Genomic DNA, 19,229 nt, shown 5'->3' with positions numbered 1-19,229 from the left:
GGCACGTCAGCTAACGTCCCCCTTCGCCAGCCCACCCCATCCGGCGAAGGGGGACTTCTCCATGCCCATCACCGTGGCCCGGTTCAATCTCGTCGACCCGGACGGCACCCCCGAGTCCCTCTCCGCCCGCTACCAGGCCGCGCTGGAGATGGCCCGCTACGCGGACGACCGCGGGATCGACACCGTCCAGACCGAGGAGCACCACGGCACGGACAACAACTGGCTGCCCTCTCCCTTCGCCTTCGCGGGCGCGGTCTTCGGCGCGACCCGCCGGATCGCCGTCACCGTCTCGGCGATCATCGGCCCGCTGTACGACCCGCTGAAGGTCGCCGAGGACATCGCCGTCCTGGACCTGCTGAGCGGCGGGCGCCTGGTCACCGTCGCGGGGATCGGCTACCGCCCCGAGGAGTACGAGCAGCACGGCGTGGAGTGGGGCCGGCGCGGCCGGCTCCAGGACGAGCTGCTGGAGACGCTGCTGAAGGCGTGGACGGGCGAGCCGTTCGAGTTCCGCGGCCGCACGGTGCGGGTCACCCCGGCGCCCTTCACCCGGCCGCACCCGCTGCTGCTGGTGGGCGGCAGCTCGCAGGCCGCCGCGCGGCGCGCCGCCCGGCTCGGGCTGCCCTTCTTCCCCAGCGCGCACCTGCCGGAGCTGGAGGCGTACTACACGGCGCGGCTGGCGGAGTACGGCACGGAGGGCTTCTGCATGATGCCGGCGGCCGAGACCCCGCTGCTGCACATCGCGCAGGACCCCGACCGGGTGTGGGCCGAGTACGGGAGGCACTTCCTGCACGAGGCGGGCATGTACGCGTCGTGGCAGTCCAAGGACATCCGCAGCGCCGTACGGTCGTCCGCGCGCACGGTGGCGGAGCTGCGCGCGGAGGGCGTCTACCGGGTCCTGACGCCGGACGAGGCGGTCGCGTACGGCCGGGGCGCGGGCGAGGCGGGGAACCTGGTGCTGCACCCGCTGTGCGGCGGCATGCCGCTGGACGAGGGCTGGCGCAGCCTGCACCTGCTGTGCGAACAGGTACTGCCCCGGCTCAGGGGCTGAGCCGGGGCAGTACCGAGGAGAAGGGGTGGTGGCGGGGATGGTTACCCCATCTCCTCCAGCGCCTTGCCCTTGGTCTCCGGCACCCACTTGAGGACGAACGGGATCGAGAGCAGTGCGAAGACGGTGTAGATCACGTAGGCACCGGACAGGCTCCAGTCCGACAGGGACGGGAACGAGACGGTGATGACCCAGTTGGCGATCCACTGGGCGGAGGCGGCGACGCCGAGTGCGGCGGCGCGGATGCGGTTGGGGAACATCTCGCCGAGCAGCACCCAGACCACCACGCCCCAGGACAGGGCGAAGAAGAGCACGAAGGTGTGCGCGGCCACCAGGGCCACCGTGGCCTGGGGGTCGGGCAGGGTGATGTCGTCGCCGGTGCCGGAGGTGAAGGAGAACGCCCACGCGCACAGGCCGAGGGAGATGGCCATGCCCGCCGAGCCGATGAGGGCGAGGGGCTTGCGGCCGATCCGGTCGACGAAGATCATCGCGATCACCGTGCCGACGATGTTGATGATCGACGTGGTGAAGGAGTAGAGGAACGAGCTGGTCGGGTCGATGCCGACGGACTGCCACAGCGAGGAGCTGTAGTAGAAGATCACGTTGATGCCGACGAGCTGCTGGAAGAGCGAGAGGCCGATGCCGATCCAGACGATGGGCAGGAAGCCGAAGCGGCCGCCGAGCAGGTCCTTGAAGGTGGACTTGGTCTCGGAGTGCATCGCGTGCTCGATCTCGCGGACGCGCCCGTCCACGTCGGCCTTCGAGCCTTCGACCTCGGCCAGCACCTTCTTGGCCTCGGCGGTACGGCCGACGGAGACCAGGAAGCGCGGGGACTCCGGGATGACGAAGGACAGCAGCCCGTAGAGCACGGCCGGGACGACCATGACGCCCAGCATCCACTGCCAGGCCTCCAGGCCGCCGAGCTCGCCGCGCTGGTCGCCGTCGGCGAGGTTGAGGATGCCCCAGTTGACGAGCTGCGAGACGGCGATGCCGATGACGATGGCGGCCTGCTGGAAGGAGGCGAGCCGGCCGCGGTAGGCGGGCGGGGACACCTCGGCGATGTAGGCCGGGCCGATGACGGAGGCCATGCCGATGCCGAAGCCGCCGATCACGCGCCACATGGCGAGGTCCCAGAGGGCGAAGGGCAGGGCCGAGCCGATGGCGCTGGCGGTGAAGAGGACGGCCGCGATCTGCATGCAGCGGATTCGGCCGATCCGGTCGGCGAGCCGACCCGCGGTGGCGGCGCCGATGGCGCAGCCGATCAGCGCGGCGGCGATCACCTGGGCGAGTGCCTCGGACCCGACGTCGAAGCGCTCGCGGATCGCGACGACGGCGCCGTTGATGACGGAGCTGTCGTACCCGAAGAGGAAGCCGCCCATGGCAGCGGCCGCCGTGATGAAGATGACGTGGCCGAGGTGGTCGGGCGGGGGCGAGGATCCGCCGCCGGACGCCGGGGTCTGCGCAGTGCTGCTGGTCAAGGTGTGCTCCGTGGGGGTTTCGTCCGTCCTTACAGTGGCGCACAGTTCAAGATCGGGCACCACCCGAAGGCGGGGGACAGCGGAGCGAGCCTATGCGTTCAGTTTTTGAAGTCAATACCCGGGATGAACTTCTTATGAAGCACAGAGCCCTCCCAGTGGATTCACTTCTTGAACCAAGGGTCTGTCAGCGCAGCCGCTGGCTGATGACCTTGGAGACCCCGTCGCCCTGCATGGAGACGCCGTAGAGCGCGTCCGCGACCTCCATCGTCCGCTTCTGGTGGGTGATCACGATCAGCTGTGAGCTCTCCTGGAGTTCCTCCATGATCCGGATCAGCCGCTGCAGGTTGGTGTCGTCGAGCGCGGCCTCGACCTCGTCCATCACGTAGAACGGGCTGGGGCGCGCCTTGAAGATCGACACCAGCAGTGCCACGGCCGTCAGCGAGCGCTCGCCGCCGGAGAGCAACGACAGGCGCTTGACCTTCTTGCCCGGTGGGCGGGCCTCCACGTCCACCCCGGTGGTCAGCATGTTGTCCGGGTCCGTCAGGACCAACCTGCCCTCGCCGCCCGGGAACAAGCGCGAGAACACCCCCTCGAATTCTCGGGCGGTGTCCCGGTACGCCTCGGTGAACACCTGCTCGACGCGCTCGTCGACCTCCTTCACCACTTGAAGGAGATCGGCCCGGGTCTTGCGGAGGTCCTCCAACTGCTCGCTGAGGAACTTGTGGCGCTCCTCCAGCGCCGCGAACTCCTCCAGGGCCAGCGGATTGACCTTCCCGAGCTGCTGGTACGCCCGTTCGGCCGCCTTGAACCGCTTCTCCTGCTGCGCCCGGACGAAGGGACCCGGCCGGTTGCGGGGGTGCTCGGGGTCCTGCGGGAGCTCCTCGCCGTCGGCCGGCGGGGAGGGGGGCACCGGCTGCTCGGGGCCGTACTCGGCCACGAGGGCGCGGGGCTCCATGCCGAACTCCTCCAGCGCCTTGGCCTCCAGCGCCTCGATGCGCAGCCGCTGCTCGGCGCCGAGCACCTCGCCGCGGTGGACGGAGTCGGTGAGCTTGTCGAGCTCGCCCTTCAGGTCGCGGCCGTTGTTCCGCGCGTCGGCGAGCTCCCGCTCGCGCAGGCCCTTGGCCCGCTCGGCGAGGGTTCGCTCCTCGTCCGCCCTGCGGAGGGAGACCTCCACGTGGGCGAGGAGCTGACGGGCTCCGTCGGCCACGGCGCGGGCCACTTCCGCCTCGTGGCGCCGGCGGGCGCGGCGGCGTTCGGCGCGGGCCCGGGCCTCCCGTTCCGCACGGGCCGCCCGGTCGAGGGAATCGGCCCGACCGGCCAGTCCCCTGACCCGCTCCTCGTGGGTGCGCAGCTGGAGCCGGGCCTCCATCTCGGTCTGGCGGGCGTTGGCCCCGTCGGCGGCGAGCCGGTCCCGGCGGGAGCTGTCCGGCTCCTCCTCCACCGGCATCTCCTCGGCGACGGCCAGCCGCTCCGCGCACTCCTCGACCTCGGCCAGCGCCTGTTCCAGGGCGTCCTGGGCCTTGGCCGCCGCGGCGGCGGCGCGCTCGGCCTCGCCGGCGGCGCCCTTCGCCTGCCCGGCGAGCCGTCCGAGCTGCTGCGCGACGCCGGCCCGGGCCTGCTCCGCGGCGCGCCGCCGCTCGGCGAGCTCCTCGACCAGGGCGGCCGCGTCCTGCCGCCGGGACTGTGCGGCAGCCTGAGCGGCGGTGAGCTCCCCGCAGCGCACGCCCAGCCGGGTCAGCTCCGCCGCCGCCTCGTCCACGGCGGCCTGCACCTCGATCAGGCTGGGCGCCCCGGCGGAGCCGCCCTGCGCGAGGTGCGCGCCGAGGACGTCGCCCTCGACGGTGACGGCCACCGCGTCGGGGCGCTGCGCGACGAGTGCCTCGGCCTCGTCGAGCGTGCCGACGACGACGTGGTCGCGCAGCACCCACGCGAGCGCCCGCCGCACCTCGCCGTCCCCGGCCACCAGGTCCACGACGGGTACGGGCCCGTCCGGTACGGGGGCCGGCCGGGCGACGCTTCCCGGGGCCCCGGCGGCGGCCGCGGCCCCCGCGCTCCCGCCCTGCCGGACCGCACCCGCCGCCACGGCCCCGGGCTCGTTCCGAGCCGGGTGGGCGGGACCCACGGCAGGCACCGGTACCGCCGTACGGGCGCCCGGGAAGGCATCCGCCACGGGCGCCGCCCCGCCGCCCCGGCCCGGCAGGACAGCCGAACCACCCGCCGCGGGGTCCTCGAAAGCAGGGTCCCGCCCGGGCACCGCGGTGCGGCCCGGGCGGTCAAGGGTGCCCCCGGAAGCCTGGCCCGGCCGGGCTGCCGAACCGCCCGCACCGGGGAGGGCGCCGGCGGCGGGAGCCACGGGCGCCGCCCCGCCGCCCTGGCCCGGCAGGACGGCCGGGCCACCCGCCGCGGGGTCCTCGGGTGCGGTGTCCGGCCCGGGCGCAGCGATGCGGGCCCGCTGGGCCGGAGCGGCGCCGTGCCCGGGGCCCTGGCCCGGCAGGGTTGCCGGAGCGCCCGCGTCCCCGCCCGGGAGGGCAGGCGGCGGCGGGGTGATCAGGAGCGTGGCGCGGCCCGCGTCCGCGTCGCGCAGGTGGCGGATGGCCCCGGCCGCCGCCGACGGGGAGGCCACCGCCAGCGCGTCCGCCGCCGAGCCGAGCGCAGCGGCCACGGCGGCTTCGTACCCGGGCGTCACCGACAGCCGCTCCGCCGCCGGGCCGAGTACGCCGGCCAGCCGCTCGCGGGCCGCGAGCAGCGCCCCCGTACCGTCCTTGCGGCGCAGCCCCAGTGCCAGCGCGTCCCGGCGGGCCGAGACCGCCGCACGCGAGCGCTCCGCCGCCGCCAGTGCCTCCCGCGCGGTGCCGAGCGCGGCCTCGGCCTCCTTCAGCCCCGACCGCGCGGCCTCGTGGTCCGTCTCGGCCGACGGGTCGTCGAGCCCGCCGACCTCCTCCGCCAGCGCCTCGTACTCCGCCTGCGCGGCCTCGGCCCGGCTCCGGGCCTGGTCCCGGGCCAGGGCGAGCCGGTCGATCTCGGCCTGGGCCGCTCCGGCCCGGGAGCGGGCCGCGCCGAGCCGCCCGGTCAGCCGGGCCAGCCCCTCGCGCCGGTCGGCGATGGCCCGCGCGGCGTCCCGCAGGCGCCGTTCCTCCTCGGCCAGCTCCCGCTCCAGCTCCGCGCGGTGTCCGGTGGTGTCCTCCAGGGCCCGCGAGGCCGCCTCCAGCGCGGCCGTCAGCTCTGCCTCCTGTTCGCGGATCCGCTCGGCCTCGCGCTCCATGTCCTCGGGGTCGCGGCCCCTGCGCTCCTCCTCGAGAGGGGCGGTGGCGCTCTTGACCCGCGCGTCCGCCAGCGACGCGGTGCCCCGTACCCGTTCGGCGAGCTGCGACAGCTCGTACCAGGTCTGCTGTGCCCGCTGGAGCCGCGGGGTGAGCTCCCGCACCGCCTCCTCCAGCTCGGCCTCGCGCCGCAGCGCGCCGGCGAGCTGGGCCTCGGCGGCCTCCTTGCGCTCCTTGAGCGCGGCCTCGTCCGCGATCTCCGCGTCGAGCGCGCGGCGCAGGACGACCAGGTCGTCGGCGAGCAGGCGCAGGCGGGCGTCGCGCAGGTCCGCCTGGATCACGGCTGCTCTCCGGGCGACGGCCGCCTGGCGTCCGAGGGGCTTGAGCTGTCGGCGCAGTTCGTCGCCGAGGTCCTGCACGCGGGCGAGGTTGGCCTGCATCGCGTCGAGCTTGCGCAGCGCCTTCTCCTTGCGCTTGCGGTGCTTCAGTACGCCGGCCGCCTCCTCGATGAAGGCGCGCCGGCCCATGGGGTCGGCGTGCAGCACGGAGTCCAGCTGGCCCTGCCCGACGATGACGTGCATCTCGCGGCCGATGCCGGAGTCGGAGAGCAGCTCCTGGATGTCGAGCAGACGGCAGGTGTCACCGTTGATCTGGTACTCGCTGCTGCCGCCGCGGAACATGATCCGGGTGATGGTGACTTCGGCGTAGTCGATGGGCAGCGCGCCGTCGGAGTTGTCGATCGTCAGGGAGACCTCGGCGCGCCCCAGCGGCGGGCGGCCGGTGGTCCCGGCGAAGATGACGTCCTCCATCTTCCCGCCGCGCAGGGACTTGGCCCCTTGTTCGCCCATGACCCAGGACAGCGCGTCGACGACGTTGGACTTGCCCGAGCCGTTCGGCCCCACGACGCAGGTGATGCCGGGTTCGAAGCGCAGGGTGGTGGCGGAGGCGAAGGACTTGAAGCCACGCAGGGTCAGGGACTTGAGGTGCACGCCGCCGGACTCTACCTTTCACGTTCGGTTTCACCCATGAAGGTGCAGGGCACGATCGACGTCAAAGGCATCAGGCCCCCCACCTGGCCCTGTGGTCCCTGATGCGGAGTCCAAAGAAAGAAGGGACGCCGGAGCGTCCCTTGCAGATCATGCGGGGCTGGATTCGAGCGACGAGTGAGCGCGGATCAGGTGAGCGCAGGCTCCGCCTGGGGTACGTCGATGTCGATGCTGTCCAGCAGCGAGTCTCCGTCGTGCTGAGCGGCGGCCGCGTTCAGCGCGTCATTTTCGGACTGAATCCGTACGAGCTCGGACTCGAGGTCCTGGACGCGCTGCTGAAGCCGTCGCATCTCGGCGAGGAGTCGCGGGTCGGAGCCGCCGACGTAACCGAGAAGCGCCTTTGCCATGATGGATGGTCCTCCACACTGAGTGACCGACCGAAGCGGTGTGGGTCGTGAGGGAATCGCACCCGCGGATGTCCGGCAGCGACTGTCAGTCACTGCGCTTACTACTGCCAGCACTGCCAAACAGCTCAGGTGCGCGGGGCTTCCAGCGTCTCACCAAAAAGTTTGACGGTCAACACGATCACGCCCCGTATCGGCGGGCAGCCCGGGCCCCGCAAGGGGCGGGGAGATCATCCTCATCTCCGAGCCTTCCACGGATCGCCCGCCGCGGCAACGCGTCGGCGACGAATGCCCAGTTCCGACCGGGTCCGGACGATCAGAGATGTGATGAGTTCATGATCAGTCGATCGCTCACCGCATCCCGAATCCGTCGTAGCCACCGCGCGGTGTCCCCCAGATCTCTGTCACCCCGTCCACCCGGCCGGGCGTGTCGGAGGACCGCAGCCAGTCCAGCAGGCGGTGGCAATTCTCACGTTGACCTTCGGCCACCACCTGCACTCGCCCGTCGTCGAGGTTGAGGGCGAAGCCGACCATCCCGCCGATCTCCATGGCGTTCTCCCTGGTGAACCAGCGGAAGCCCACTCCCTGCACACGGCCGCGCACCCAGGCGGTCAGACGGACGTCTTCATTCATGCGTGAACGCTAACCGGGTGCGAACTTTCCGGTCACATCGCCCCAGGGCCCCATGGCGTACAGTCGCGCACCAATGAACTCACCCATTTGGGTGGGTAAGGGACGATCTTGATCCGGTCAGGAAGGCACGACACCGATGGGACGCCACGGACTCCACGCCGCGCCGCGCCGCGGCGGCAAGCACGGCACCGCCCTGCGCACCGGCCTGCTGGGGGTCTCGGTCGCCGTCGCCCTGGGCACCGCGGCCGTCACGACCGGCATGGTGCCGGTCGGCGCCTCCTTCCCCTATGTGGGCGTCGACACCACGCAACCCGTCGCCGCGAAGGCCGGGGCGGCCAAGGCCGCACCCAGCGCCGACTCCGGTTCCGTGATCGACCGGCAGGGCGGCCTCGCGAGCCTGTCCGGGCGCGGCTCGGCGACGAGCGGCGCGCCCACCCCCTCCGCGACGACCCCGCCGGCCTCGCCCTCCGCGCCGGCCCCGGCGTCCCCGTCGAGCTCCCCGCCGCAGTCGGCTTCGCCGGCCCCCGCCGCGTCCGCCCCGCCGAAGGCGGCCCCCGACACCAAGCCGTCCGCGTCGCCGAGCACTGCGCGCCGGACCCCGGCCGCGCCGGTCCCGGCCGCGCCGGCCCCCTCCCCCGAGGCCCCGAAGAAGACCCAGGCCCCCCAGCCCTCCGCGCCGGCCCCCGCTCCCACCGCCACCGCGACCCGGCCGAGCCTCGACACCCATTCGGCGCAGGAGGCGGCCGTGGTCACCCTGGTGAACCAGGAGCGCGCCCAGGCGGGCTGCGGCCCGGTCCGTGCCAACCCGCCGCTCGCCGCGCTGGCCGGCGCCTTCAGCCAGGACATGGCCACCCGAGGCTTCTTCGGCCACGACGACCCCGACGGCAACACCCCCTGGGACCGCGCCGCGAAGGCCGGCCTCTCGGGCCTCGGCGGCGAGAACATAGCCCGCGGCCAGGGCGACGCGCAGTCGGTGATGCGGGCCTGGATGGACAGCCCCGGCCACAAGGCGAACATCCTCAACTGCGAGTTCCGCACCCTGGGCGTCGGCGCCCACTTCGCCGCCGGCGGCCCCTGGTGGACCCAGGACTTCGGCTTCTGACACACCGCCCCGCCGGGGTCGCCGGACGGCGCGCGCCCCGCCGGGGGTCGAGCGGGGTCAGGCGGACACGGCCGCCAGGGCGGCACGGCCCGCGACGACGACGCGGGTGTGCTCGGCCACGCGGCGGCCGAGGTGCTCCGCCGTGGCGATGTCGGCCTTGTGGACCGCGTCCGCGCCCTCGTCGGAGTTGGACTGGGCGGCCGCACCGGAGAAGAAGCCCAGGCGGTTGAGGTCGTTCTCGGAGCCCGTGCTGGTGTTCCAGCCGGGCTTCAGGCCCAGGTTGACCCAGTTCATGCCGTGCTGCGCGGCCAGCACCTGGAAGAACTGCAGCGTGTGCAGCTTGTCGCCGCTCTTCGAGGCGGAGTTGGTGAAGCCCGCGGCCACCTTGTCCTGCCAGGCGTCGCCGAACCAGCGCTTCGAGGAGGCCTCGGCGAAGACGTGGAAGGCACCCGAGGCGGTGCCCATGTACGTCGGGGAGCCGAAGACGATCGCGTCGGAGGCGTCGAGCAGCTCCCACTGCGCGTCGTCGATCTCGTCGACCTTGATCAGGTGGACGGTCGCCCCGGCGTCGGCGGCGCCGCTGCGGACCGCCTCGGCGACGACGGCGGTGTGGCCGTAGCCGGAGTGGTAGGCGATCGAGACGACAGGGGTGGGCGTGATACCGGACAAGGCTGTTCTCTCCCTCGGGAAGGCTCCCGCCGGGGCACGGGGCGTGCCGCGACGAGAAGAAGAGAACCACTAACTTTTCGAAAGCGCAAGCTCCGGGTTAGCGCTGCCTGCGGGTACGCTTGTTCTATGGAGACCCCTGCCCGTACCGAAGCCGAAGCCGAGCACCGCGAGCTGGCCTTCGACGTGTTCGCCCGCTCCTGCCCGTCCCGGGAGACGCTGGAACACGTCACCGGCCGCTGGGGAAGCCTCACCGTGGGCGCCCTGCGCGAGGGCCCCGTCCGCTTCAACGAGCTGCGCCGCCGGGTGGAGGGCGTGAGCGAGAAGATGCTGTCGCAGACCCTGCACGCGCTGGAGCGCGACGGGATCGTCCACCGCGAGGCGCAGCCGACCAACCCGCCGCGCGTGGACTACGAACTCACCCCCCTCGGCATCGAGGTGGCGGACCGGCTTCTCGCGCTGATCCACCACCTGGAGGGGAGCATGTCGGCGGTGCTGTCCGCCCGGGACTCCTACGACGCGACGCGCGGCGGCCGCTGACAGCGCGGGCAGAAGTAGCTCGACCTGTTCATCCACGGCCGCCTGCGCATGGGGGTGCCGCAGCGCCGGCAGGGCTCGTCCTCGCGCCCGTAGGCGTCGAGCGAACGGTCGAAGTAGCCCGACTCCCCGTTCACGTTGACGTACAGGCTGTCGAAGCTCGTGCCGCCCACGGCGAGGGCCGCGTTCATGACGTCCCGGACATGGCCGAGGAGTTCCGCGCTCCGGGGGCGCGTGAGGTTGGCCGTCGGGCGCTCGTAGTGCAGTTTCGAGCGCCACAGCGCCTCGTCCGCGTAGATGTTGCCGACCCCGCTGATCAGGGACTGGTCCAGCAGGGCCCGCTTGACGGTGGTCCGCTTGGCGCGCAGCGCGAGGTGGTAGGCCGCCTCGTCGAACAGCGGGTCCAGGGGGTCGCGCGCGATGTGCGCGATGACGTCGGGCAGGCCGTCGGCGCTGTCGGCGACGGTCTCGTGCAGTGAGAGCCCGCCGAAAGTCCGCTGGTCGACGAAGCGCAGCTCCGTCCCGGCGTCGTCCCCGAAGCGCACCCGGATCCGCAGGTGCTTCTCGTCGGGGGCGTCCTCGGGCTGCACGAGCAGCTGCCCGCTCATGCCCAGGTGCCCGAGCACCGACAGGTCCCGGTCCGCCAGGGGCAGCCACAGGTACTTCCCGCGTCGTCGCGGCACCCCGAGGGTCTCCCCCCGCAGCCGTGCCGCGAAGTCGGCGGCGCCGCCCGGATGGCGCCGCACCGCACGCGGGTGCAGGACCTCGACGGCCTCGACGGTCCGTCCGGCGACCCAGCGCTCCAGCCCCCGCCGCACGACTTCGACTTCGGGCAGCTCGGGCACGGGGAACCTCCGGTGGGTGCGGATCTGGGCGCTGCCGCGAGCGTACCGGCCGCCCGGAAACGGCAACGCCCGCCCCTGGTGTGCAGGGGCGGGCGGTGCGTAAACCCGAAGGAAGGTCAGGCGCCCGGCGCCGGATCGGCGGGCGTCGGCACCCCGCCGTCCGCGGCCTCGGCCGAAGCCGAGGCCTGTGCCGCAGCGGCGGCCGCTGCCGCCGCGGTCCGCTCGTCCGCCGCGGCGCGGATCCCGCGCCATGCGGACTCCGCGGCCTGCTGCTCCGCTTCCTTCTTGCTGCGGCCGGTGCCGGTGCCGTACGAGACACCACCGACGCGGGCGGCAGCAGTGAAGGTCTTCTCGTGGTCCGGACCGGTCTCGGTGACCAGGTATTCCGGTACGCCAAGACCTTCCGCGGCCGTGAGCTCCTGGAGACTGGTCTTCCAGTCCAGGCCGGCCCCGAGGTTCGAGGACTTCTCGATGAGCGGGTCGAAGAGCCGGTGGACCAGCTCCGAGGCCGCGTCGAGGCCCTGGTCGAGGTAGACCGCGCCGATGACCGCTTCGAGGGTGTCGGCGAGGATGGAGGCCTTGTCCCGGCCGCCCGTGCCCTCTTCGCCCCGGCCGAGCCGGATGAAGGAGCCCAGGTCGAGGCCGCGCCCGACCTCCGCCAGTGCACGCGAGTTGACCACCGCGGCCCGAAGCTTGGCCAGCTGGCCTTCGGGGAGGTCCGGGTGGGTCGTGTACAGCGTGTCCGTGACCACCAGGCCCAGCACGGAGTCCCCGAGGAACTCCAGGCGTTCGTTGGTGGGCAGACCGCCGTTCTCGTACGCGTACGAGCGGTGGGTCAGCGCACGCACCAGAAGGGCGGACTCGAGTCGGTACCCGAGCCGCCCTTCCAGAAGCGTGTGGGACGAGGCCGCGTTGTTACTGTCTGCCTGCTTCTCAGCGTTGGACAGCTCAGACATTGCGCCTCTCACCAGCCGCTCAGACCTCGAGGACCTGGCGCTTGTTGTAGGTGCCGCAGCTCGGGCACGCGATGTGCTGGAGCTTCGGCTCCTGGCAACGCTCACACGAAACCAGGGTGGGGACCGCAGCCTTCCACTGCGACCGGCGGTGGCGCGTGTTGCTGCGCGACATCTTCCGCTTCGGAACAGCCACGGCTACTTCTCCTGCTTCTCGGCGGCGCTCTGAACGTCGTCAGATGCAGTGCCGCTCATGTTGTCCTTCTCGCCGTCCTGATCGGTCACGACGAGTTCCTGCAATGCCGCCCAACGGATGTCGACGGCGTCGTGGTGGTGGTCCGGGTCGTCGTTCAGGCTGACCCCGCAATCGGGGCACAGTCCCAGACAGTCCTCCCGGCACACCGGCTGCATCGGCAGTGCGAGCACCACCGCGTCCCGCAGCACGGGTTCGAGGTCGAACAATCCGTCCTCGAGGAAGAGCGTGTCCTCGTCGTCCTCGGCGTCGTCGGCCGGCTCCGCCTTGGCGCGGCCCCGGTCGTCGGCGTCAGGGTACGAGAACATCTCCTGGAAGTCCGCCTTGAGCTCACGCTCGACGGTCTCCAGACACCTTACGCACTCCCCCGTCGCCGATGCACGGACGGTGCCTGTGACAAGCACCCCTTCCATGACCGACTCGAGGCGGAGGTTGAGCTTCACCGGGGCGCCTTCCGGCACTCCGATCACATCGGCCAGACCGAGGTCCGCCGGTGCGCCGATCTCACGGGACAGCCGCTGCATGGCACCAGGACGCCGACCCAGCTCGTGCGTGTCGAACACGAGGGGGTTGCGGTGGTCGAGGCGGGTGTTCAGGGCTGTTCCTGCTTTCACAGATCGCTGAAGATCAAAGATTCCGCCGCTCACGGGCAGCATGGATCGCGACGCATACGCGCGACCGAACAGCCAGGATACCCGGAGCGGGGCCCTGCGCCCAATCCGGTGTCAGCGGCCCTGTTCGTACTGGCGCAGCTGGTCCAGATTGATCATGCTCGTGTCGAAGAAGCTGGTCTCGTCGAGCGAGGACTGCTGGGCCTGCTGCGGGTGCTGGGCCTGCTGCGGCTGCTGGTAGGCGGCGTACGGGTCGGGCTGCTGCGCATCGTAGTGCGCGGCGTACGCCGTTGCGCCGGAGCCGGTGTCCGCACCGGAGTACGGGTCCGGCTGCTGCTGGTAGCCGTACGGGTCCTGGTAGGAGTACGCGTCCTGCTGCTGGGCCGCGGGCTGCTGGTAGGCGTACGAGTCGTACAGGGGCTCCGGCTGGGCCGGGATGGGCGCCGGCCCCTGCGCGGGCTCGGGTTCCGCCAGGCCCGCCAGGAAGTCCGAGTCGCTCGCCGAGCGCGAGGACTGGCCCGCCGCCGCGTCCTGGGCCGCCATGTGCACACCGAGGTCGTCCGTCGGGACCCGGCCGAGCAGCTTCTGGCGGCCGCGGCCGACGGCCTCCAGGGTCTTGGAGAGCACCGCCTCGAAGGTCGCCAGCTTGGTGTCCACGTACGCGTCCGCCTGCTGCCGCTGCGTCTGGGGGTCGTGGCTGCGCTCGGGCGCGTCCGCGTCCGGGTAGCCGTCCTCGTCCAGGCCCGGCCCGCGGCCCAGCAGCTTCTCCCGGCCGCGGTCCACCGAGCCGATCGTCTTGGTCAGCACGACCTCGAAGTTCGCGAGCTTGCTGTCGACGTAGTCGTCGGCCTCGGCCCGGATCTGCTCGGCCTCCCGGCGGGCGTCCTCCAGGATGCGGTCCGCCTCGGCCTGGGAGCGGCGCGCGATCTCGGTGTCGGCGATCAGCGAACCGCGCTGGTTGTGGGCCGCGTCGATGATCCGCTCCGCCTCCCGGCGGGCCTCCTCGACCATCTGCTCCCGGCCGCCGATGAGCTCCTGGGCCTGCGCGAGCGAGCCCGGGAGCGCCTGGCGGACCTCTTCCAGCTGGGCGAGCAGCTCGGCGCGGTTGATCACGCAGGAGGCCGACATCGGCATGGACCGGGCGCCGCCGACGGCCGCGACGATCTCGTCGAGCTTCTTCTGCACGTCCATGGGGGCTCGCACTCTCTCGGCCTCAGGCGGTTCCTGAGACGGACGGGACGACTGTACGGCCAGCGGGCGGGCCCCCGACACCGGCTGACGGCCCATCAGCCGGTCAGCGTTCGCGCAGCCGCTCCAGGAGCGCCGCGTGCACGTGCGCCGGCAGCAGGTGGGCGACGTCGCCGCCCCAGGCCGCGACCTCCTTGACCAGCGAGGAGGACAGGAAGCTGTAGGAGGGGATGGTCGGGACGAACAGCGTCTCGACGCCCGACAGGCCCAGGTTCATCTGTGCCATCTGGAGCTCGTAGTCGAAGTCGCTGACCGCGCGCAGGCCCTTGACGATGGCCGGGATGTCCCGCTGCTTGCAGAAGTCGACGAGCAGCCCGCGGAAGGCCTCCACCTGGACGTTGCCGTAGTCCGCCGTCGCCTCGCGGATCAGCTCGATCCGCTCCTCGACGGTGAACAGGCCCCGCTTGGACTCGTTGATCCCCACGGCGACGTGCACGACGTCGTACAGCCGGGAGGCGCGTCCGATGATGTCGAGGTGTCCGTTGTGGATGGGATCGAAGGACCCCGGACAGACGGCGCGGCGCAACTGAACTCCCTCGTTCATGAGTCTTCGCGGGTGGAGGCGGCGCGGCCGTACCAAAGGGTGCCCTCGCCGTACTTGCGCGACCGGAGCGGCTCGAAGCCCTCGGGCCACGGGAAGGCACCGCTCCTGGTGCTGCGCTCCACGGTGACGAGCGCGTCGTCCGTGATCCAGCCATTGGACCGGAGTGTGAGGAGGATCTCGCGCAGGTCCGCGCTGTCCACGGCGTAGGGCGGGTCCAGGAAGACGACGTCGTACGGGTCCCCGCCCGCGCGGGCCGCGACGATCTGCTCGGCCTTGCCGGCCCGGAACTCGGCGCCCGGCAGGCCCAGCGTGCTGATGTTGTCCCGGATCGCCTTGGCGGCCTTCGGGTCCGCCTCGACCAGGAGGGCGTGTTCCGCGCCCCGGGAGAGGGCCTCCAGGCCGACGGCGCCGGAGCCGCCGTACAGGTCGAGCACCCGGGCCCCCTCGACGCCGTGCAGCGACTCCCAGGTGGAGAAGAGGCCTTCGCGCATCCGGTCCGAGGTCGGGCGGGTGCCGGTGCCGGGGGGCACGGCCAGCCGTCGCCCGCCGGCGCTGCCGGCGATCACGCGGGTCATCTGGGGTCCTTCGGTACGGCGGTAGGGGGCGCGCGGCGGTCTGCCGCGGCACTCCAACGATAGGTCGTGCCGCTCAGCCCTTCTCCAGGTACTGCTCGCGCTCGGTGTCGAGCAGGGCGTCCAGCGCGGTCCGCAGGCCCGGCAGGCGCTCCAGCGCCGGATCCTCGGCCACCACGCGGGTGGCCTCCTCCCGGGCCTGGGCGATGACCTCCTCGTCGTCGATGACGGCGAGCATGCGCAGCGAGGAGCGCACGCCCGACTGGGCCTGGCCCAGGACGTCGCCCTCGCGCCGCTGTTCCAGGTCGATCCGGGAGAGCTCGAAGCCGTCGAGGGTGGCGGCGACGGCGGCGAGCCGGGCCCGGGCGGGGCTCGCCTCGTGCATCTCGCTGACCAGCAGGCACAGGCCCGGGGCGGAGCCGCGGCCGACGCGGCCGCGCAGCTGGTGGAGCTGGGAGACCCCGAACCGGTCCGCGTCCATGATCACCATGACGGTGGAGTTGGGGACGTTCACCCCGACCTCGATGACGGTGGTGGCGACGAGCACCTTCACCTCGCCGGCCGCGAACCGGCGCATGACGTCGTCCTTGTCGGCGGGGTCCATCCGGCCGTGCAGCACCTCGACGCCCAGCCCGGCCAGCGGTCCGCGGCCCAGTTGCTCGGCGATCTCCAGGACCGCGAGCGGCGGCCGCCTGTCGGCCTCTTCCGCGGCCTGCTTCTTCTTGGGGTCGTCCTCCCCGTCGCCGATGCGCGGGCAGACCACGTACGCCTGGTGGCCCTTGTCCACCTCCTCGCGGACCCGCTCCCAGGCCCGGGCGAGGAAGTGCGGCTTGTCCTTGGCCGGCACCACGTGGGTGGCGATCGGCGAGCGCCCGGCGGGCAGCTGGTCCAGGACGGAGGTCTCCAGGTCGCCGAAGACGGTCATCGCGACGGTGCGCGGGATCGGGGTGGCCGTCATCACCAGCAGGTGCGGCGGCTGCTTGCCCTTGGAGCGGAGCGCGTCGCGCTGCTCCACTCCGAAGCGGTGCTGCTCGTCCACGACGACCAGGCCGAGGTCGTGGAACTGCACCTTGTCCTCGATCAGGGCGTGCGTGCCGATGACGATCCCGGCCTCGCCGGTGACCAGGTCGAGCAGGGCCTGGCGGCGCGCCGGCACCCCCATCGACCCGGTGAGCAGCACGACCTTGGTGCCCTGGTCGGAGCCGCCGAGCATGCCGCCCTCGGCCAGCTCGCCCATCATCTCGACGATGGAGCGGTGGTGCTGCTGGGCGAGCACCTCGGTGGGCGCGAGCATCGCCGCCTGCCCGCCGGAGTCCACCACGGCCAGCATGGCCCGCAGGGCCACCATCGTCTTTCCGCTGCCGACCTCGCCCTGGAGGAGGCGGTGCATGGGGTGGCTGGTGGCGAGGTCGTCGAAGATCTCCTTGGAGACCTTCTGCTGGCCCTCGGTGAGGGTGAAGGGGAGTTTGGCGTCGAAGGCGTCGAGCAGGCCGCCGGGGGCGGGGCGGCGGGGGACGGCCGGCAGCTGGGAGTCGGCGTGGCGGCGACGGGCCAGGGCGACCTGGAGGACGAAGGCCTCGTCCCACTTCAGGCGCTGCCGGGCGTCCTCGATGTCGGCCTTGGTGGCCGGCCGGTGGATCTTCAGCAGGGCTTCGGTGAGCGGGACCAGCCCGCGGCCCTCGCGCAGGGCGGGCGGCAGCGGGTCCACGGCCTCCCGGGCGGCGGGGAGTACGGCGTCCACGCACTTGGCGATCTTCCAGGACTCCAGCTTCGCGCAGGCCGGGTAGATCGGGATGAGCTGGTTGGCGAAGGCGGTGGCGGCGTCGCGGTCGGAGGCGTCCGCGCCGAGCGGCTCGTACGCCGGGTGCGCCAGCTGGAGCTTGTGGTTGAACCTGGAGACCTTGCCCGCGAACATCGCGCGGCTGCCGGGGAGCAGCTCCTTGTGCGGCTTGTGGACCCCGGCGCCGAAGAAGACCAGCTGGAGGCGGCCGCTGCCGTCGGTGATGGTCACCTCCAGCCGCTTGCCCCGGCCCCCGTTGAAGGTGAGGACGCGGGCGTCGGCGACCTGCGCGACGACGGTCACGTGCTCGTCGATCTGGTCGGCGAGCTCGGCCAGAGAGGTCAGCTCACCGCGCTCGGCGTACCGCCTCGGGTAGTGGTGGAGCAGGTCCAGGGCCGTGTGCAGGCCGAGCTGCTCGGCCAGCACCTTGGCGGTGGCGGGACCGAGCGTCTTCTTGAGGTCTTCGTCGAGCGCGGGCACGTGTTCCATTGCACACCATGGCGCTGACAAGCCTGCTATTCCACCCCGATGAGGAGCGGCGCCGAGTACGCGCCGCCCCGGTAGGTGACGGTGTCCACGGCCAGGTGGCCGGACTGCACGTGGGCCTGGAGGCGTTCGGCGACGCCGTCGGGCACGTCGGGGCCGAGGACCAGGGTGACCAGTTCGCCGCCGGAGCCCAGCATCCGGTCCAGCACGGCCTCGGCGGTCTCGGCCAGGCCCGCGCCGATCACGGCGACGTCGCCGTCGATGAGGCCGAGCACGTCGCCGGCCTGGCAGATGCCGGCGGAGGTGAAGGACTGGTGTTCGGCGAAGGCCAGTTCCCCGTGGCGGGTGGCGCCGGCGGCCGCGGTCATGGCCACCACGTCCTCGTCGAAGCTGCCGTCCGGGTCGTGCACGGCGAGCGCGGCCAGGCCCTGGACGGCGGAGCGGGTGGGGATCACGGCGACCCGCACGCCCTCGGCGCGGGCCTGTTCGGCGGCCGTGGCCGCCGCCGCCCGCAGTTCGGCGCCGCCCGACAGGAGCACCACCTCGCGGGCGTGGGCGCGGCGGACGGCGTCGAGGAGCTCGGCGGTGGCGGGGACCTCTCCCGGGCGCACGAGCACGGTCGTCGCCCCGGCCTCGGCGCACAGGCCCGCCAGTCCCTCGCCGGGGACCACGGCGACGACGGCCCGCTGGGCGCGCTCGCCGCGGCCGCGGCGGCGCTCGTCGCCGAAGTGCGTGATCCGTATCCGGTACGGCCGCCCGGCGACGACCCCCGCCTCCACGGCCGCGCCCGGGTCGTCGACGTGGACGTGGACGTTCCACAGCCCGTCGCCGCCGACCACGACCAGGGAGTCGCCGAGGCGGTCGAGCTGCGCGCGCAGTTCGGCGACGGCCGCCTCGGACGCCTCCAGCAGGTAGATGACCTCGTACGCGGGCCCCTCCTCGTGCTGTTCGCACGGGTCGTCCGGCCGCGGCGCGGGCGCGGCGGTCCGGCCGGCCACGGGTTCGGCGGCCGGCTCCTGGCCGGACAGCGCCTGCCAGAGGGCGCCGAGTACGGCGACCAGCCCGCAGCCGCCGGCGTCGACCACCCCGGCCCGGCCCAGCACGGCGAGCTGCCCGGGGGTCTCGGCGAGTGCGGCGCGGGCGGCGTCGTAGGCGGCGCGGGCCACGTCGGCGGCGGTGCCGGCGGCCGCCGAGGCCGCTTCGCCGGCCCGCGCCGCGGCACCCGCGACGGTGAGCATGGTGCCCTCCACCGGGTGCGCGACGGCCGCGTACGCCTCCTCCGCGGCCCGGGTGAGGGCGTGGGCCAGGTGCCCGCCGGGGCCGGTCCGCCCGCTCTCGGGCGCGGCGCCGAGGACGTCGGCCACCCCGCGCAGCAGCTGCGCGAGGATCGTCCCGGAGTTCCCGCGGGCGCCGACGAGTGCGCCGTGCGCCCAGGCCCGTACCGCTTCGGGCAGGGACGTGGGTGCCGCGGCGGCGCGGTCGGCGTTGCCGAAGGCCTCGGCCAGCGCGCGGTGTGCCGACTCGGCGGTGAGGTAGAGGTTGGTGCCGGTGTCCGCGTCGGCGACCGGGTACACGTTGATCGCGTCGATGTCCTCGCGGGCCCGGCCCAGCGCGGCCAGGGCGAGCGAGCTCCAGGTGCGCACGGCTTCGGCGTCGAGCTCGTCGGCGGGCTGCGGCTGAGGCTCGTGCGGCACCGGGCGTTCCTCCTTGTGCGGGCCAGGGTTCACCGCAGGGTAACGAAGGACCGGGCTCCCGGGGTCCTGACCGCGGGGCGGGGTCGCCGGCCGCCATGGTAGTTTTCTTGGACGGGCGCAGTCGTTGTATGC

The 19,229-nt window shown here is 72.9% G+C and carries 17 protein-coding genes; 3 read left to right on the top strand and 14 right to left on the bottom strand.

All coding sequences use genetic code 11. The annotated features are described in order from the left end of the window. Nucleotides 1-61: 61 nt before the first annotated feature. Nucleotides 62-1,048, top strand: a complete 987-nt coding sequence (locus AVW11_RS13810; RefSeq protein ID WP_030844544.1) for an LLM class flavin-dependent oxidoreductase — start codon at nt 62-64, stop codon at nt 1,046-1,048. Nucleotides 1,049-1,089: 41 nt separating this feature from the next. Here AVW11_RS13810 and AVW11_RS13805 read toward each other — a convergent pair whose 3' ends face one another. From AVW11_RS13805 to AVW11_RS13790, 4 genes are all read right to left on the bottom strand, one after another. Continuing rightward, a complete protein-coding gene (locus AVW11_RS13805; RefSeq protein WP_060176873.1) occupies nt 1,090-2,523 on the bottom strand; it encodes a sugar porter family MFS transporter in 1,434 nt (477 codons plus the stop codon). A 184-nt stretch (nt 2,524-2,707) separates the two neighbouring features. Continuing rightward, complete coding sequence (locus AVW11_RS13800; RefSeq protein WP_076044102.1) at nt 2,708-6,772, bottom strand: AAA family ATPase; 4,065 nt, start codon at nt 6,770-6,772, stop codon at nt 2,708-2,710. Nucleotides 6,773-6,957: 185 nt separating this feature from the next. Further along, nucleotides 6,958-7,176, bottom strand: coding sequence for a hypothetical protein (locus AVW11_RS13795; RefSeq protein WP_030032603.1), 219 nt, complete (start codon nt 7,174-7,176; stop codon nt 6,958-6,960). A gap of 348 nt (nt 7,177-7,524) precedes the next feature. After that, nucleotides 7,525-7,806, bottom strand: coding sequence for an acylphosphatase (locus AVW11_RS13790; protein ID WP_030844553.1), 282 nt, complete (start codon nt 7,804-7,806; stop codon nt 7,525-7,527). 136 nt (nt 7,807-7,942) lie between these two features. Here AVW11_RS13790 and AVW11_RS13785 point away from each other — a divergent pair, with 136 nt between their 5' ends. Beyond that, complete coding sequence (locus AVW11_RS13785) at nt 7,943-8,908, top strand: CAP domain-containing protein (RefSeq protein ID WP_079250616.1); 966 nt, start codon at nt 7,943-7,945, stop codon at nt 8,906-8,908. Between the two features lie 57 nt (nt 8,909-8,965). Here AVW11_RS13785 and AVW11_RS13780 read toward each other — a convergent pair whose 3' ends face one another. Continuing rightward, nucleotides 8,966-9,568 (bottom strand): flavodoxin family protein, encoded by a 603-nt coding sequence (locus tag AVW11_RS13780; protein ID WP_476755985.1) that lies wholly within the window; start codon nt 9,566-9,568, stop codon nt 8,966-8,968. A 135-nt stretch (nt 9,569-9,703) separates the two neighbouring features. On the opposite strand from AVW11_RS13780, the gene AVW11_RS13775 reads away from it, so the two are divergent. Then, nucleotides 9,704-10,114 carry a winged helix-turn-helix transcriptional regulator gene (locus tag AVW11_RS13775; RefSeq protein ID WP_030847054.1) on the top strand — a complete coding sequence of 137 codons (411 nt, stop codon included), beginning with the start codon at nt 9,704-9,706 and terminating at the stop codon, nt 10,112-10,114. Here the strand turns inward: AVW11_RS13775 and mutM are convergent. From mutM to AVW11_RS13730, 9 genes are all read right to left on the bottom strand, one after another. Further along, complete coding sequence (gene mutM / locus AVW11_RS13770) at nt 10,087-10,956, bottom strand: bifunctional DNA-formamidopyrimidine glycosylase/DNA-(apurinic or apyrimidinic site) lyase (RefSeq protein ID WP_030847052.1); 870 nt, start codon at nt 10,954-10,956, stop codon at nt 10,087-10,089. The two genes, AVW11_RS13775 and mutM, sit on opposite strands and share 28 nt — an antisense overlap. A 116-nt stretch (nt 10,957-11,072) precedes the next feature. After that, entirely contained in the window at nt 11,073-11,912 is an 840-nt protein-coding gene (gene rnc / locus AVW11_RS13765; RefSeq protein WP_030847050.1) for a ribonuclease III, read from the bottom strand. A gap of 19 nt (nt 11,913-11,931) precedes the next feature. Then, a complete protein-coding gene (gene rpmF / locus AVW11_RS13760) occupies nt 11,932-12,105 on the bottom strand; it encodes a 50S ribosomal protein L32 (protein ID WP_003965982.1) in 174 nt (57 codons plus the stop codon). A 2-nt stretch (nt 12,106-12,107) separates the two neighbouring features. Then, complete coding sequence (locus tag AVW11_RS13755) at nt 12,108-12,809, bottom strand: YceD family protein (protein ID WP_234331022.1); 702 nt, start codon at nt 12,807-12,809, stop codon at nt 12,108-12,110. 78 nt (nt 12,810-12,887) lie between these two features. Beyond that, nucleotides 12,888-13,964: an ATP synthase F0 subunit B gene (locus AVW11_RS13750; RefSeq protein WP_076044100.1), complete on the bottom strand. Its 1,077-nt coding sequence runs from the start codon at nt 13,962-13,964 to the stop codon at nt 12,888-12,890. Nucleotides 13,965-14,067: 103 nt separating this feature from the next. After that, complete coding sequence (gene coaD, locus AVW11_RS13745; protein WP_030847041.1) at nt 14,068-14,547, bottom strand: pantetheine-phosphate adenylyltransferase; 480 nt, start codon at nt 14,545-14,547, stop codon at nt 14,068-14,070. A gap of 14 nt (nt 14,548-14,561) precedes the next feature. After that, entirely contained in the window at nt 14,562-15,140 is a 579-nt protein-coding gene (gene rsmD / locus AVW11_RS13740) for a 16S rRNA (guanine(966)-N(2))-methyltransferase RsmD (RefSeq protein ID WP_060176868.1), read from the bottom strand. A 73-nt stretch (nt 15,141-15,213) separates the two neighbouring features. Then, nucleotides 15,214-17,406 carry an ATP-dependent DNA helicase RecG gene (recG, locus tag AVW11_RS13735; RefSeq protein ID WP_199838136.1) on the bottom strand — a complete coding sequence of 731 codons (2,193 nt, stop codon included), beginning with the start codon at nt 17,404-17,406 and terminating at the stop codon, nt 15,214-15,216. A 26-nt stretch (nt 17,407-17,432) separates the two neighbouring features. Next, complete coding sequence (locus tag AVW11_RS13730) at nt 17,433-19,097, bottom strand: DAK2 domain-containing protein (protein WP_060176867.1); 1,665 nt, start codon at nt 19,095-19,097, stop codon at nt 17,433-17,435. Nucleotides 19,098-19,229 lie beyond the last annotated feature (132 nt).

Source organism: Streptomyces amritsarensis (assembly GCF_001953875.1).
In the GTDB taxonomy this organism is placed as follows: domain Bacteria; phylum Actinomycetota; class Actinomycetes; order Streptomycetales; family Streptomycetaceae; genus Streptomyces; species Streptomyces amritsarensis.
The sequence above is the reverse complement of the archived record's forward strand: the minus strand, read 5'-3'. Positions and strand labels throughout refer to the sequence as shown.

What these genes read in the sequence shown, in the direction of transcription:
- AVW11_RS13810 (WP_030844544.1), top strand. Translation starts at nt 62, where the DNA reads ATGCCCATCACCGTGGCCCGGTTCAATCTCGTCGACCCGGACGGCACC.
- AVW11_RS13795 (WP_030032603.1), bottom strand. Translation starts at nt 7,176, where the DNA reads ATGGCAAAGGCGCTTCTCGGTTACGTCGGCGGCTCCGACCCGCGACTC.
- AVW11_RS13790 (WP_030844553.1), bottom strand. Translation starts at nt 7,806, where the DNA reads ATGAATGAAGACGTCCGTCTGACCGCCTGGGTGCGCGGCCGTGTGCAG.
- AVW11_RS13785 (WP_079250616.1), top strand. Translation starts at nt 7,943, where the DNA reads ATGGGACGCCACGGACTCCACGCCGCGCCGCGCCGCGGCGGCAAGCAC.
- AVW11_RS13775 (WP_030847054.1), top strand. Translation starts at nt 9,704, where the DNA reads ATGGAGACCCCTGCCCGTACCGAAGCCGAAGCCGAGCACCGCGAGCTG.
- rnc (WP_030847050.1), bottom strand. Translation starts at nt 11,912, where the DNA reads ATGTCTGAGCTGTCCAACGCTGAGAAGCAGGCAGACAGTAACAACGCG.
- AVW11_RS13750 (WP_076044100.1), bottom strand. Translation starts at nt 13,964, where the DNA reads ATGGACGTGCAGAAGAAGCTCGACGAGATCGTCGCGGCCGTCGGCGGC.
- rsmD (WP_060176868.1), bottom strand. Translation starts at nt 15,140, where the DNA reads ATGACCCGCGTGATCGCCGGCAGCGCCGGCGGGCGACGGCTGGCCGTG.
- recG (WP_199838136.1), bottom strand. Translation starts at nt 17,406, where the DNA reads ATGGAACACGTGCCCGCGCTCGACGAAGACCTCAAGAAGACGCTCGGT.